This is a genomic window from Enterobacter cloacae complex sp. AR_0002, assembly GCF_001922365.1.
Lineage (GTDB): Bacteria > Pseudomonadota > Gammaproteobacteria > Enterobacterales > Enterobacteriaceae > Enterobacter > Enterobacter hormaechei_C.
The window spans coordinates 2,599,595-2,613,371 of record NZ_CP018814.1 but is presented as its reverse complement, the minus strand read 5'-3'; the positions used below and the strand labels follow the sequence as shown (position 1 = coordinate 2,613,371).

Annotated in this window: 13 protein-coding genes and 1 tRNA gene; 10 read left to right on the top strand and 4 right to left on the bottom strand. The window is 50.1% G+C overall.

Translation table 11 applies throughout. From position 1 onward, the window contains the following. Positions 1-4 precede the first annotated feature (4 nt). From AM329_RS12915 to AM329_RS12905, 3 genes are all read left to right on the top strand, one after another. Positions 5-1,180, top strand: coding sequence for an MFS transporter (locus tag AM329_RS12915; RefSeq protein ID WP_032608578.1), 1,176 nt, complete (start codon positions 5-7; stop codon positions 1,178-1,180). Positions 1,181-1,317: 137 nt separating this feature from the next. Beyond that, on the top strand, positions 1,318-2,118 hold the full coding sequence (locus tag AM329_RS12910) for an endonuclease/exonuclease/phosphatase family protein (protein ID WP_003863247.1): 801 nt from the start codon (positions 1,318-1,320) through the stop codon (positions 2,116-2,118). Between the two features lie 77 nt (positions 2,119-2,195). Then, complete coding sequence (locus AM329_RS12905) at positions 2,196-2,969, top strand: class I SAM-dependent methyltransferase (protein WP_003863245.1); 774 nt, start codon at positions 2,196-2,198, stop codon at positions 2,967-2,969. Between the two features lie 52 nt (positions 2,970-3,021). Here AM329_RS12905 and mltD read toward each other — a convergent pair whose 3' ends face one another. Further along, a complete protein-coding gene (gene mltD / locus AM329_RS12900) occupies positions 3,022-4,386 on the bottom strand; it encodes a murein transglycosylase D (protein WP_022650424.1) in 1,365 nt (454 codons plus the stop codon). A gap of 68 nt (positions 4,387-4,454) precedes the next feature. Next, on the bottom strand, positions 4,455-5,213 hold the full coding sequence (gene gloB, locus AM329_RS12895) for a hydroxyacylglutathione hydrolase (RefSeq protein ID WP_032608580.1): 759 nt from the start codon (positions 5,211-5,213) through the stop codon (positions 4,455-4,457). 32 nt (positions 5,214-5,245) lie between these two features. Between gloB and AM329_RS12890 the strand changes: the two genes are divergently transcribed. Beyond that, positions 5,246-5,962, top strand: coding sequence for a class I SAM-dependent methyltransferase (locus tag AM329_RS12890; RefSeq protein WP_017383714.1), 717 nt, complete (start codon positions 5,246-5,248; stop codon positions 5,960-5,962). Here AM329_RS12890 and rnhA read toward each other — a convergent pair whose 3' ends face one another. After that, complete coding sequence (rnhA, locus tag AM329_RS12885) at positions 5,963-6,541, bottom strand: ribonuclease HI (RefSeq protein WP_160840538.1); 579 nt, start codon at positions 6,539-6,541, stop codon at positions 5,963-5,965. Here rnhA and dnaQ point away from each other — a divergent pair. From dnaQ to AM329_RS12865, 4 genes are all read left to right on the top strand, one after another. Further along, positions 6,495-7,226, top strand: coding sequence for a DNA polymerase III subunit epsilon (gene dnaQ, locus AM329_RS12880; protein ID WP_057979995.1), 732 nt, complete (start codon positions 6,495-6,497; stop codon positions 7,224-7,226). The genes rnhA and dnaQ overlap by 47 nt on opposite strands. 132 nt (positions 7,227-7,358) lie before the next feature. After that, positions 7,359-7,435, top strand: a tRNA-Asp gene (locus tag AM329_RS12875). A gap of 433 nt (positions 7,436-7,868) precedes the next feature. Beyond that, entirely contained in the window at positions 7,869-10,019 is a 2,151-nt protein-coding gene (locus AM329_RS12870; RefSeq protein ID WP_032608583.1) for an Ig-like domain-containing protein, read from the top strand. 163 nt (positions 10,020-10,182) lie between these two features. Next, positions 10,183-11,052, top strand: a complete 870-nt coding sequence (locus tag AM329_RS12865) for an OmpA family protein (RefSeq protein WP_223831776.1) — start codon at positions 10,183-10,185, stop codon at positions 11,050-11,052. A 76-nt stretch (positions 11,053-11,128) separates the two neighbouring features. On the opposite strand, the gene AM329_RS12860 is transcribed toward AM329_RS12865, so the two are convergent. Then, complete coding sequence (locus AM329_RS12860; RefSeq protein ID WP_023315445.1) at positions 11,129-11,824, bottom strand: LuxR C-terminal-related transcriptional regulator; 696 nt, start codon at positions 11,822-11,824, stop codon at positions 11,129-11,131. Positions 11,825-12,186: 362 nt separating this feature from the next. Between AM329_RS12860 and AM329_RS12855 the strand changes: the two genes are divergently transcribed. Further along, positions 12,187-13,323, top strand: coding sequence for a polysaccharide export protein (locus AM329_RS12855; protein WP_023315446.1), 1,137 nt, complete (start codon positions 12,187-12,189; stop codon positions 13,321-13,323). Between the two features lie 2 nt (positions 13,324-13,325). After that, on the top strand, positions 13,326-13,775 hold the full coding sequence (locus tag AM329_RS12850) for a protein-tyrosine-phosphatase (protein ID WP_032608587.1): 450 nt from the start codon (positions 13,326-13,328) through the stop codon (positions 13,773-13,775). Positions 13,776-13,777 lie beyond the last annotated feature (2 nt).

The window sequence follows — 13,777 nt, the reverse complement described above, 5'->3', positions numbered from 1 at the left end:
ATTTATGCCACTGGCGCTTCTTGCCCTGACGATCAGTGCCTTCGCAATTGGCACGACCGAATTTGTTATTGTAGGACTTGTTCCCACCATTGCTGAACAACTCGCCATTTCGCTGCCTTCTGCCGGGCTGCTGGTATCTATTTACGCGTTAGGCGTCGCTGTTGGGGCGCCTGTGCTGACCGCATTGACTGGGCGCTTTGCGCGTAAAAAACTGTTAGTTGCCCTGATGGTGCTCTTCACCGCCGGCAATATTCTGGCGTGGCAGGCTCCGGACTACACCACGCTGGTCATTGCCCGTTTGCTGACTGGCCTCGCGCACGGTGTCTTTTTCTCCATCGGTTCCACGATTGCAACCAGCCTGGTGCCAAAAGAGAAAGCGGCGTCAGCCATTGCGATTATGTTTGGCGGCTTAACCGTTGCGCTGGTCACCGGCGTGCCGTTAGGAACGTTTATTGGGCAACATTTTGGCTGGCGAGAAACCTTCCTCGCGGTATCGCTGTTGGGCGTGATTGCTCTGGTAGCCAGCCTGCTGCTGGTACCCTCCAGTATTCCGGGGCGCGCGAGCGCCAGCCTGAGCGATCAGGTTAAGGTTCTCACACACCCGCGCCTGCTGCTGATCTATGCCGTTACGGCTCTGGGTTATGGAGGTGTGTTCACTGCGTTCACTTTCCTTGCACCGATGATGCAGGAACTGGCTGGTTTTTCTCCGGGCGCAGTGAGCTGGATTTTACTGGGCTACGGTATCTCCGTCGCAATCGGCAATATCTGGGGCGGCAAACTTGCGGATAAGCATGGTGCGGTACCGGCGCTGAAATTCATTTTCGCCGCGCTGGTTGTCCTGCTGATGATTTTCCAGTTCACCGCGTCGATACAATACGCCGCGCTGGTAACCGTGTTGGTTATGGGAATATTCGCGTTTGGTAACGTACCGGGATTGCAGGTCTATGTTGTACAGAAAGCCGAACGCTATTCGCCCAATGCGGTGGATGTCGCATCCGGCCTGAATATCGCCGCATTCAATATCGGCATCGCACTCGGATCGGTTATCGGCGGGCAGACGGTTGAACACGTTGGATTAACCCAAACGCCATGGATTGGTGCGGTAATTGTGCTTGTCGCTTTCCTCCTTATTGGTCTGAGTGGACGGCTTGATAAACCCGCTCGCGTCGCGCTTGGATAAGTATCAGTAAGTGCTTGCTTACAAAACTGGAAAGCGGTTTCTCAGTAATTGCGTTGAAAGTGTGACCTAAAATCCCTATAACATTAGAACCAGTCCGTTTTCCGGGCTGGTTCATGTTACAGAGGTCGTTTCCAAAAGTGCGAAAAAATACCTATGCCATGCGTTATGTTGCCGGAATGCCCGCGGAGAGGATCTTGCCTCCGGGGTCGTTTGCGAGCCTGGGTCAGGCATTACCAGCGGGCACGCCATTAAGCAGTGACGAAAAAATTCGCGTACTGGTGTGGAACATCTTTAAACAACAGCGTGCGGAGTGGTTATCCGTACTTCAAAATTTTGGTAAAGATGCGCATCTGGTTCTGTTACAGGAGGCGCAAACCACGCCTGAGCTGGTCAGGTTTGCAACGACAAACTATCTTGCAGCCGATCAGGTGCCTGCCTTTGTTCTGCCACAGCATCCTTCTGGGGTGATGACCCTTTCAGCCGCACATCCGGTCTATTGCTGCCCGCTGCGTGAACGTGAGCCGATCCTGCGTCTGGCAAAATCGGCGCTGGTCACAGTCTATCCGTTGCCCGACACCCGTCTGCTGATGGTGGTAAACATTCATGCGGTGAACTTCAGCCTCGGTGTTGATGTGTACAGTAAGCAGTTACTTCCCATTGGCGATCAGATTGCTCATCACAGTGGGCCGATCATTATGGCAGGGGACTTCAATGCCTGGAGCCGTCCGCGTATGAACGCGTTGTACCGCTTCGCGCGTGAAATGTCGCTGCGTGAAGTTCGTTTTAACGATGACCAGCGCAAGAAAGCGTTTGGTCGTCCTCTCGATTTTGTCTTCTATCGGGGTTTAAGCGTGCACGACGCCTCCGTTCTGGTGACGCGCGCCTCCGATCATAATCCTCTACTAGTTGAATTCAGTCCCGGCAAACCTGATAAATAATGGTGCGTCAGGTCTGCCGTGGGGCAGGCCTGTGCGGGTGCTGCCCTTTATTTTTTAACCCATAAAAGGACAGCAACATGACAACAACACACTCCCATCATGACAACGTCGAAAAACAGTTTGGTTCGCAGGCAAGTGCCTACCTGAGCAGCGCCGTGCACGCCTCTGGCCGCGACCTGGTGCGTCTCGGCGAGCGGCTCGCCGCGTTTCCTGACGCGCACGTGCTGGACTTAGGCTGCGGGGCAGGGCATGCCAGTTTTACCGCCGCAGAGCAGGTTGCTCAGGTGACGGCGTATGACTTATCGAGCCAGATGCTCGATGTGGTCGCTGAAGCGGCGAAAGCGAAAGGACTGAATAACGTCACGACGCGCCAGGGCTACGCTGAATCATTACCCTTTGAGGATGCATCGTTTGAGGTTGTGATTAGCCGTTACTCTGCACACCACTGGCATGATGTGGGGCAGGCATTACGGGAAGTGAAACGCGTACTCAAACCGGGCGGAATCTTCATCATCATGGACGTGATGTCTCCCGGACATCCGGTACGAAATATCTGGCTCCAGACGGTTGAAGCGCTGCGTGATACCTCGCACGTGCAAAACTACTCCAGTGGAGAGTGGCTTACGTTTATCACCGAAGCCGGCTTGATTTCACGCTCATTGATAACCGACCGTTTGCCGCTGGAGTTTGCGTCATGGATTGCGCGGATGCGCACCCCCGAGGCATTAACTCAGGCGATCCGATTGTACCAGGAGAGCGCCTCTGCTGATGTGAAGGCGTACTTTGAGCTGCATGACGATGGTTCGTTTACTAGCGACACCATTATGGCTGAAGCGCAAAAAGCAGGATAAACAAAAAAGGCACCGAGGGGAATCGGTGCCTTTTTAACAAGCGAACGTACTATCAGGAATCTGGCGTAGCGCTGTTTTTCACAAACAACGTCAGCTGGTCGCCAGGTTGCAGGTTGTCAGTATCGTTGTTCCAGCGCATCACATCTTTGATGTTTACGCCGTGACGCTTAGCAATACTGGACAGCGAGTCGCCTTTACGTACGCGATAGGTAATGCTATCGCTGTTTTTAGCGAGACGCTGTGCGCTGCTACCTGCACCTACGTTCAGCGTTTGACCCACTTTCAGACCAGATCCGCGCAGATTATTCCACTGCTGGAGATCTTTCGCATTCACGCCAAGACGTGATGCAATACCTGAAAGCGTATCACCTGAACGCACCTTATAGCTGCGGCTGCTTACAGGCGACGTATCAGCGATCAGCGTGGACTGAACGGCTGCGATTTCACCCGAAGCTAAAGACTCTCGTAACTGTTCCGCATGTTTCTGCGGAACCATCACATAGCGTGGGCCACTAGCACCCAGCGTGGAGCCTTTAACACCTGCATTAAAGGTTTTAAGCTTACTTACCGACATACCCGTCATATCGGCAACCTGTTGAATATCAACCGGGCTGCTGAGGCGGACACGCGCCAGTGCACGACTTTCGTCTGGTGTTGGCAGTTGTACACCGTAACGTTTGCTGTTCTTGAGAATGTCACTCAGTGCCAGCATTTTCGGTACGTAAATCTTTGTTTCCTGTGGCAGTGAGAGCGACCAGAAGTCTGTGGATTTTCCACGCGCTTTATTCGCTTTCATTGCCTTCAGTACACGACCTTCACCACTGTTATACGCCGCGACAGTCAATAACCAGTCGCCGTCAAACATCTTGTTCAGACGTTGCATCATGTCGAGAGCGGCTGTCGTTGAAGCGACAACATCACGACGCGCATCGTAGTTGCGGGTCTGCTTTAAACCATAATTTCGCCCTGTGCTCGGAATGATCTGCCAGATGCCTGCTGCATTGGCGCCAGACGTCGCGTGCGGGTCAAAAGCGCTCTCCACTATGGGTAGTAGTACCAGTTCCATAGGCATGTTACGTTTCTTAACTTGCCCGGCTATCCAGTACATATACGGCTCTGCCCGTAATGTTACATCGTGGAGATAGCTCTTATTTCTCAAATACTTCTGTTTCTGTTCGCGAATCCGGCTGTTTTCCGGAATTCCCATCTTTAGCTCGTCGCCAATAGAGGCCCACAAGTCTTGTTCCTGCGCGAAGGATGTCCCATCGTCCAACCATCGCGCCTGACTCGTAAACTTCCCTGCTTCCCCTTGACCAGCCGCAGAAAGGCTCTGTGCGTGCTGTTGTACGTTGCTGCCGTTTTGTGACTGGCAACCTACAAGCAGGACAGAGGCGAGTAATATCGCTTTTGCCTTCATGTGTGTGTCAATAGTTGCTTAAAAGACGAGCGATGATAACGGCGAAATTTTGAAAAGGCAACCCGCAATTATCTGAAGTTATCTTTCTTTGACCTTAACCATGCAAATCGCGCTTCAGGTTGTAACAAATTTGTTTCTTGATTAATTTTATTAATTAAATCAACATCATCAGTTCTTAAAAATAAATTAATTTGTCGTTCATTTTTCAGAATTACGGGGAGTGTTTTTTGGTTTTTTGCACGTAACTCCTTCACTTTCAGGTAATAATCCTGAATCGCCCGATCCTCAGGCAGCACGCTTGCAGCAAACTTCATATTCCCTAATGTATACTCATGTGCGCAACAAATTACGGTGTCGGCTGGAAGCGCATTAATTTTTTGTAAAGATTGATACATCTGTTCTGGCATGCCTTCAAACAGCCTTCCACAGCCGCCAGAAAACAGCGTGTCGCCACAAAACAGATAAGGTTTGCTGTAGAAACAGAGATGACCGGAAGTGTGACCTGGCGTAGCAAATACGGAAAACTCCCACCCGAGAATGAGGATACTTTCGCCTTCTTCGACAACTTGCGTCGTACCCTTATCCTGTGTCTCTGCCGGTCCGTAGACGGGAAGATGAGGATAGCGCGCAAGGAGATCGGGAACACCGCCGACATGATCGTGATGGTGATGGGTAAGTAGGATCGCTTCAGGCTGCCAGCCGTTTTCTTTTATCGCGTGCAGGATCGGTGCGGATTCGCCTGGATCAACAATGATGCATCTGCGATCGTCGTCGACTAAAACCCAGATGTAATTGTCCTGAAAGGCGGAAATACTGATAAGATTCATGCATTACCTCTTATAGCGTGGCGGGTGTTTTGATGAAACCGGCAAGGATACCTCAGACTGTCGCACCACCGGAACGTTGGGCAGAGTTGCCCTGGGGTGAATATTATCGCGAGGCCTTAGAACTTCAGCTTAAACCCTGGCTCGCGAAAATGTATGGTTTTCACCTGCTTAAGATTGGCAATCTGAGCGCAGAAATCAATACCGAAAGCTGCGCTATCTCGCATCAGGTTAGCGTATCGCTTAATGGCTCCCCGGTTCAGGTGAAAGCGGATCCGCTGCATTTGCCGTTTGCGGAAAAATCCATTGATGCCTGTCTGCTCGCCCATACGCTGCCCTGGTGCAGCGATCCCCATCGTCTGCTGCGGGAAGCCGACCGCGTTTTGATTGATGACGGCTGGCTGATCCTGAGCGGTTTTAATCCGCTGAGTCTGATGGGGCTACGTAAACTGACGCCCGTTCTGCGCCGCACGCCGCCCTATAACAGCAGGATGTTTACCATGATGCGCCAGCTGGACTGGCTTTCACTGTTAAATTTCGAAGTGCTGAGCTATGGGGGTTTTCAGGTCATCCCCTGGACGCGTAAAGGCGGGGTTTTATTAAGCACCCATTTACCCGCGCTGGGCTGCATGCAATTTATTGTCGCGCGTAAGAGGACGATCCCCCTTACGCTAAACCCAATGAAGCAAAGCAAATCAAAAACGCGGATCCGCCAGACCGTGGGGGCCACGCGGCAGTACAAAAAACCGTGATCAGGATTCAGGTTGATAACCTGCATCCTCATGGGTTGGGTTGGATGCCGCCGCGCGAGCCAGCTCGTCACAGCGTTCGTTTTCAGGATGACCGGCGTGCCCCTTTACCCACTCCCATTTGATTTCGTGCTGACCGAGGGCGGCATCAAGACGCTTCCAGAGATCGACATTCTTGACCGGTTTTTTCTCTGCCGTTTTCCAGCCGCGTTTTTTCCAGTTGTGGATCCATTGGGTAATGCCCTGGCGGACATACTGGCTGTCGGTACTCAGCACCACGTCGCAATGTTCTTTTAACGCTTCCAGCGCCACGATGGCCGCCATCAACTCCATGCGGTTGTTGGTGGTCAGGAAATAGCCTTCACTAAAGGTTTTTTCATGCTGGCGATAGCGCATAATGGCACCATAGCCGCCGGGCCCTGGGTTACCGAGACAAGATCCATCGGTGAAAATTTCTACCTGTTTACGCATCTCTGGTAGACTTCCTGTATTTGAAACGTTCAGTAAAACGATAAGTCTGACATAAATGACCGCTATGAGCACTGCAATTACTCGCCAGATTGTTCTCGATACCGAAACCACCGGTATGAACCAGATTGGCGCCCACTACGAAGGGCATAAAATCATTGAGATTGGTGCCGTTGAAGTGGTGAACCGTCGCCTTACGGGCAACAACTTCCACGTTTACCTTAAACCCGATCGGCTGGTGGACCCGGAAGCGTTCGGCGTTCACGGAATTGCCGATGAGTTTTTGCTGGATAAGCCCACCTTTGCCGACGTCGCAGATGAATTTCTCGACTACATCAGAGGTGCGGAACTTGTCATTCATAACGCGTCGTTCGATATCGGCTTTATGGACTATGAGTTCAGCAAGCTCAACCGTGATATTCCGAAGACGAATACGTTCTGTAAAGTCACGGATAGCCTGGCGCTGGCAAGGAAGATGTTCCCCGGCAAGCGTAACAGCCTTGATGCCCTGTGCTCTCGCTATGAGATAGACAACACCAAGCGAACGCTGCACGGCGCGTTGCTCGATGCCCAGATCCTGGCCGATGTCTACCTGACCATGACCGGCGGGCAAACGTCGATGAAATTCAGTATGGAAAATGAATCCCAGCAGACGCGAGATGAAGGGGGAATTCAGCGCATTGTGCGTCAGGCGAATCGCTTACGGGTCGTTTTAGCCAGTGATGAAGAGTTGATGAATCACGAGTCTCGTCTTGATTTGGTGCAGAAGAAGGGCGGGAGCTGTCTGTGGCGCGCCTGAAAAGGTGCCGAAACGTTTGTTAATTCATCGTTTGGGTGATTTTTGCAGCAAACGATTCAAAAGTTAAGAAAAAGCGTTGACGAGTTCAGAGTCAAACCGTAATATTCGCCTCGTTCCCCACACGGGAACAGTGGAGCGGTAGTTCAGTCGGTTAGAATACCTGCCTGTCACGCAGGGGGTCGCGGGTTCGAGTCCCGTCCGTTCCGCCACTATTCAGGCCCACGTTACTTGTAACGTGGGCCTTTTTGTTTTTCCTCTTTCTCATGTTTTCCTTAATTTCTGCTCTGGCACATCTGCTGAAAATCATATTTATACCATTCTGTTTTTTGTATTTAATCAATTCTAATCCGCTTAAAAATAGTGTAGGTTAATTACATCATTTCCCTCCTCTTATAATTCTGTTTTCTCGTCATTCTTAATAACCCTCTGGTGTTAACTATTCTTAATCCTGCGTAGGTTCTCTCGTGGTTTTTTCCTACCTCTATAAAGAAACCAGTCATGCTATTTTTGAGCATCATGTCAATAGACTCTATGGGCGTGAATTATGTAAGGAAGGCATAAGAGCATGGCACTAAAGGATGTATTCACGCCGATGTGCATATGTCCTTAATTTAGCATTGAATTTCACCAAGGACTTTAAGTATGACTGAAAATAAGGTCATTTTAGCGGTCAACAACGGAGACGGTAAAACGCGGTTGTTGACAGCAGATGCAGGCCGTACGGTTAAGGTAAAGCTTATCCCCGGCAATAAATATTTGCTGAAAAATGTGAATGACGACTTTGCGCCAGAAAATATTACGCTTCAACGCGTTGGCAAAGCGTTACATATTATTCAGGAAGGCGACACACAGCCCAGCATTATTATTGAAAATTATTTTGACGGCGATTCGAAAAACCCAACCCTGATGGGTATGGCCGAAGATGGATTGCTTTATGCCTATATCCCTTTGTCTGGTGAAAGCTACGATAATGGCTATCTCATGGCTGAAGGTGGTCTGGCTCCGGTTGCCCTGGGCGGTGAACCGTTAGGCGCCGGTGGGCCTCTTTTGTCTGCCCCGGACGACGAAAATGACATGCTGTTTGGCATGTTAGGGTGGTTTGCGCTTGCGGCGGCAGGTGTTGGCGCTGCGTTTGCTCTGTCCGAACTGGACAAGGATGAAAGCGATAGCCAGCCCGCCCCCGAAAAACCGAGCATTGGCAAGGCTGTGGATGATGAAGGCTCGATTAAAGGACCGCTTAAGTCTGGAGACGTGACTGATGACTCAACGCCTTCATTAATCGGTAAAGGCAAGCCGGGCGATACCATCCATATCATCGATAATGATAAGGAAATTGGCTCCGTCATCGTCGACGACGAAGGCGAATGGAGCTATACGCCGGATAAGCCGCTGGGCGACGGTGAACATGACCTCTCCGTTGTGGTTGAAGATCCGGACGGCAACATGAGCCCGCCGTCTGACCCCATTACCATCGTGGTTGATACCGTTGCGCCAGATGCGCCAACGATTGAGCACATCATGGATAAAGTGGGTAAAGTCACCGGCGAGATCCTTGAAGACGCTTACACCGACGATCCAAAACCGGAGATGAGCGGTACCGGTGAAGCGGGCGCGACGATTACCATTTACGATAACGGTAAAAAGATCGGCGAAACCAGCGTTAACGACGACGGTCGTTGGTATTTCAAACCTTCAGAAAACCTGACTGACGGCAACCACAGCATCACGGTTAGCCAGACGGATAAAGCGGGTAACGTCAGCGAGCCTTCTGATGAACGTGATTTTATTGTTCTGACGGAACCTCCGGGGAAAGCAGAAACGCCGTCAGTTATTGACGACAACGGTCCGGTAACGGGTCCGCTTAAGCCGGGTGACGTGACGGATGACACTAAACCTTCATTCAGCGGTGAAGGCACGCCGGGCAATACCATCGTTATCAAGGATAACGACAAAGAGATCGGCTCCGTTATCGTCGATGACGAAGGGAAGTGGACCTACACGCCTGAGAAAGATCTCAGCGAGGGTGAGCATAACGTTGAGGTGATTGAAGAAGATCCGCTGGGTAATGTCGGCCAACCCTCCGATCCGATCCAGATCATTGTCGATACCACGCCGCCGGCAAGACCGGACAGGGTCTATGCTGAAGATAATACCGGTCCGATTACCGGCCAGCTGAAGGGCGGCGACGTCACTGACGAAACGCGTCCGGTATTCAGCGGTAAAGGTGAACCGGGCGACACCGTGACCATTTATGATGGTGATGAAGTTCTGGGCTCTACCGTCATCGATGACGAAGGCAACTGGTCGCTGAAACCGGAGAAACCGCTGGGCGAAGGCGATCACAGCATCACCGTTACGCAAACGGATAAGGCGGGCAATACCAGCGACCCCTCGGAAGCGCTGGAGTTTGAAGTTGACACTACCGCGCCTGATGCTTCAGCAGATGTTCTGAAAATTACCGCCGTAGCGGATGACGTAGGCGATCGTCAGGGCAACGTTGCCAGCGGTGAAATCACCGATGACAGCAAGCCGCTCATTAGCGGTATCGGCGAAGCGGGCAATACCGTCTATGTCTATATCTCCTTCTTCGAGGACGATGGAAAACTGGAGCTGGATTACTCCTCCCGCGGCGTGCTGGATTACGTCAAGGTGGAAGTTGTCGGAAGCGATACCGTGATCAGTATCGACCGTGACGGTCAGGGCGGACAGCATGGATTTACTCAGGTTGTCACGCTGGCTGATGTTCAAACCGATCTGGTTACGCTGCTGCAGAATAACCAAATAATGATGTAACCCAGTAAATCCCGCCATCTTCGGATGGCGGGATTTCTGCGCATCTCTGTTGTTTTACGATCAATCACTGGGTTAATCGGGAATTTGATAAATGAAAGTAACCCCTCGGAATTTTAAAAAAATTAATCTGGCGTTCTGTGTCGCTGCTGCCTTAAGTGCATTTATGGCTAATCCCGCTTATTCAGCCGAAAAAGTGGAAAAGGCCATCGATTTACCGGTAGTGATTAAACCAGCGCCGAAAAATACGGCACCGCAGCCTTATCGTCCGGTAGCTGGCGTAACGCCTGAACTGGCGCAGGTTGTCGTCTATTATCCGCAGGGCACCGTTCCTGCGACAGTCTATGTGGACCGCGAGCTGCAGTCGGTGCTGTTGCCAGGCCAGTTTACCGTCCTGTGTGCCGCACCCGGTGCGCACACGGTGGAATCCTGGTTCAACGACCAGCCGACCTATCAGGGCAAACAAAACCCGCAGCAGCAGCTCAATACCGAAAGTGCTCAAACCTATTTTATTCAGGTGAACCCAGGCACTACGGGAAATACGGCGGCGCTGGAGGAACGCGCGCGCGCGGAATCACTTCTGAAAAATATGCATAAGCAGACCAGGATTATTAATCGAGCCTCGCAGGTCAAACCCTGTGATTACGTTAATAATACCGGCATAGTGCTTATTCAGGAGCAGGTACTGTTCCGCTTTGCCGCAAGCAACACGGTGGGCATTTTTGCGGAATCTCGCCAGAAGTTGGATGAGGTAGTGAAATTTATCCGCCAGGCGAATAACGTTCGTGAAATTCAGATTATTGGTTATACCGATGCGATTGGTAGCCGTGAAGCCAACCAGCGTCTCTCTGAAGCGCGTGCGAATACGGTTCGTTCGTTATTGATTGAGAAAGGTATTAAGCCAGAGCTTATTAATAACACAGTTGGACAGGGGGTAGCACAAACCGCTGAAGGTTGTGGAACCAGTGCCACCCAGCAAGCGGCGGGTTGTAACGTTAATAGCCGTCGTGTAGAAATTTTAGTGAAAAGCTACTAATTATGCCTAAAGAAAATACGGATCGCAGCGATGCTTTCCGTATTTTTTTGCAGAAGCGAGGAAGGGTTAACGGCGATTATGCACACTGGGGTTCGAAAGCAAGAGGGCTGGCGCTGCTGTAGTATTTTTTCTTCTCCCTGATAATCTCGTTCTCGATTGACTCCCGGATGATCTCGCCACAGGAATATATTTTTTTCAACGAGTTAAAACCCAGTTGCTTCATAATATTATTGGTATAGGTGTAGGTTGTTTTAGGTTTAATGTTGTGCACGAGGCTAATGTCATCAATGGTGTAACCCGCAATCATCAGCTTCAACACACAAAACTCCATATGCGTCAGTTCGATGTATTTGTTAACTACCTTGCTTTTGCTGGGGTGACGCTGGGCATGCATTTTTTTGATGATCTCATCGTTCGTAAGATTATTTATGTTTACAAGACGATGCCTGAAATGGGAGCAAATGCAGGAAAACAGTGTGGGAAAAATATCCGAATGATAGGCGATAATAACTTCTGATATGGTTGCATTATGCGCTTTTTTTCGAAGAGAGATCAGCCAGTGGAAGTAAATGATATTACTGTATATCGAGTCAGGTAAAACTAAATATAGGGTAAAAAAAGAGCCCCTCCTGACCTCTTTAGTCCAGGAAAAAAGATTCTGTTGATTGTCAAAAGAGATGACTTTCTCTTTCCTGAATGTTTCTGAAAGCAAATGATGTAGACCGATATTGCTAAACTGACATCGTGATAAAATAACTTTAGACGTATCCATTGGTATTCCTTTGGTTAACTTGAATGGAAGGAGTCCATCTTCGTAATGTTGCATACCGACAGACAGGTACTACGGTATGAATATATTTTTATTTTACACGACATGAATAAACTATTAATTAAGAACACTCCTTCAGTAAATGGGAATTGTTAACCTCGCAGGAATGTAATTTCACGCTGACATTAATGTAAGAAAGCGATGTTTTCAACCAGGAATAATCCACATATCCAGGACAGGCAAAACATGTGATGGTTATAATTTTATAAATAATGGCTTGCTGGATTTCTTCCTTACGGGAAGCATGTCGTTTGGCCGATTAATTAAAGAGAGTGTCGTTGTACAGGGATGACATTGTGAAAAGCATGAAAAAAATCGCGGTTCTGTTTATTTTAAGTTCTACCTTACTTCTTGCCGGCTGCCAGATCGCGCCGGGCAGCCATATCGATACCTCCGGAAAAAAAGTGGTTCATTCGCAGGAGAATAAGCAGAGCGAGCTGGATATTCATGTTTATCCCGTCACACCTGCGCTGATAGCGCAGCTGCGGGAAAACGTGGCTGTTGCCCAGGGCAATGCAGAGCTAAACAAGCGCCTGGAGGCGTATGAATACCGTATTGGTGTTGGCGACATTATTATGGTGACCGTTTGGGAACATCCGGAACTCACCACTCCATCAGGACAGTATCGAAGCGCCAGCGATACGGGAAACTGGGTACATTCAGACGGAACTATTTTTTATCCCTACATCGGGAAAGTTGTCGTGAAGGATAAAACGGTGACGGAAGTCAGAGAGATGATTACCGGGCATCTGGCGAAATATATTGAGTCTCCTCAGGTGGAAGTGGGGATTGCTGCGTTCCGTTCACAGAAGGTCACGGTATCGGGTGAGGTAAACCAGTCTGGCCAGCAGCCTATTACTAACGTGCCGCTGACGATTATTGATGCAGTAAACCAGGCCGGTGGCCTGACGGAAAATGCCGACTGGAGCAATGTGGTATTAACCCAGGGGGGCAAAAAGTCGACAATTTCGCTTCAGGCCCTCATGCAGTATGGCGATTTACAGCAGAATAAATTGCTTTATCCGGGCGATATTCTCTATGTCCCACGCAATGACGATTTAAAAGTGTTTGTCATGGGGGATGTTGTTAAGCAGAGCACCATGAAAATGGATCGCTCAGGCATGACGCTGACGGAAGCGCTGGGGAATGCTGAGGGGATGAATCAGCTAACCAGCGATGCCAGTGGGATATTCGTGATCCGTTCTGAGGCCAAATCAGAAGACGTAAACGAGAAACGTGCGGCGATCTACCAGCTCGACGCGCGAGATGCTACTGCACTGGTACTTGGAACAGAATTTAAGCTCAAGCCTTACGACATTGTCTATGTGACATCCGCACCAGTTGCGCGCTGGAACAGGGTCATTAACCAGCTAATGCCGACCATTACGGGTATCTACAGCCTGACGGAAACGACTCGCTTTGTGAGAAACTGGGGAAATTAATCGTGAAGGGGCACTATAACGCCATCCTGGTGGTTTGCACGGGCAATATATGTCGTTCTCCGGCGGGAGAACGAATATTGCGTTCCTGCTTGCCGGAAATGACGGTGGACTCCGCCGGGATTTCAGCACTATCGGGTGAATGTGCCGATCCCGTTATTCTGCAAACCGCCCGGAATTATGGATTTTCTCTGGAAGGGCATATCGCACGTCAGCTCACCCCAGCGATGTGCCGTGAGTACGATCTTATCCTGACGATGGAGAAGAATCATATTGAAGCGGTAACCCGGATGGCCATGGAGGCCAGGGGGAAAACGTTTTTATTCGGCTACTGGCTTCAGCAGCTCGAAATTGCCGACCCGTACCACCGGGGACGTGAAATATCAGATTTGATTTTTAAACAACTTTTATCCTCTGCTGAAGAATGGGTAAAGGTTTTTCAGCAGATTGAATAAGT

Coding starts and splice junctions, on each gene's coding strand:
- AM329_RS12870 (WP_032608583.1), top strand. CDS start 7,869: ATGACTGAAAATAAGGTCATTTTAGCGGTCAACAACGGAGACGGTAAA.
- mltD (WP_022650424.1), bottom strand. CDS start 4,386: ATGAAGGCAAAAGCGATATTACTCGCCTCTGTCCTGCTTGTAGGTTGC.
- AM329_RS12890 (WP_017383714.1), top strand. CDS start 5,246: ATGAAACCGGCAAGGATACCTCAGACTGTCGCACCACCGGAACGTTGG.
- AM329_RS12855 (WP_023315446.1), top strand. CDS start 12,187: ATGAAAAAAATCGCGGTTCTGTTTATTTTAAGTTCTACCTTACTTCTT.
- dnaQ (WP_057979995.1), top strand. CDS start 6,495: ATGAGCACTGCAATTACTCGCCAGATTGTTCTCGATACCGAAACCACC.
- AM329_RS12865 (WP_223831776.1), top strand. CDS start 10,183: ATGGCTAATCCCGCTTATTCAGCCGAAAAAGTGGAAAAGGCCATCGAT.
- gloB (WP_032608580.1), bottom strand. CDS start 5,213: ATGAATCTTATCAGTATTTCCGCCTTTCAGGACAATTACATCTGGGTT.
- AM329_RS12860 (WP_023315445.1), bottom strand. CDS start 11,824: ATGGATACGTCTAAAGTTATTTTATCACGATGTCAGTTTAGCAATATC.
- AM329_RS12905 (WP_003863245.1), top strand. CDS start 2,196: ATGACAACAACACACTCCCATCATGACAACGTCGAAAAACAGTTTGGT.
- AM329_RS12915 (WP_032608578.1), top strand. CDS start 5: ATGCCACTGGCGCTTCTTGCCCTGACGATCAGTGCCTTCGCAATTGGC.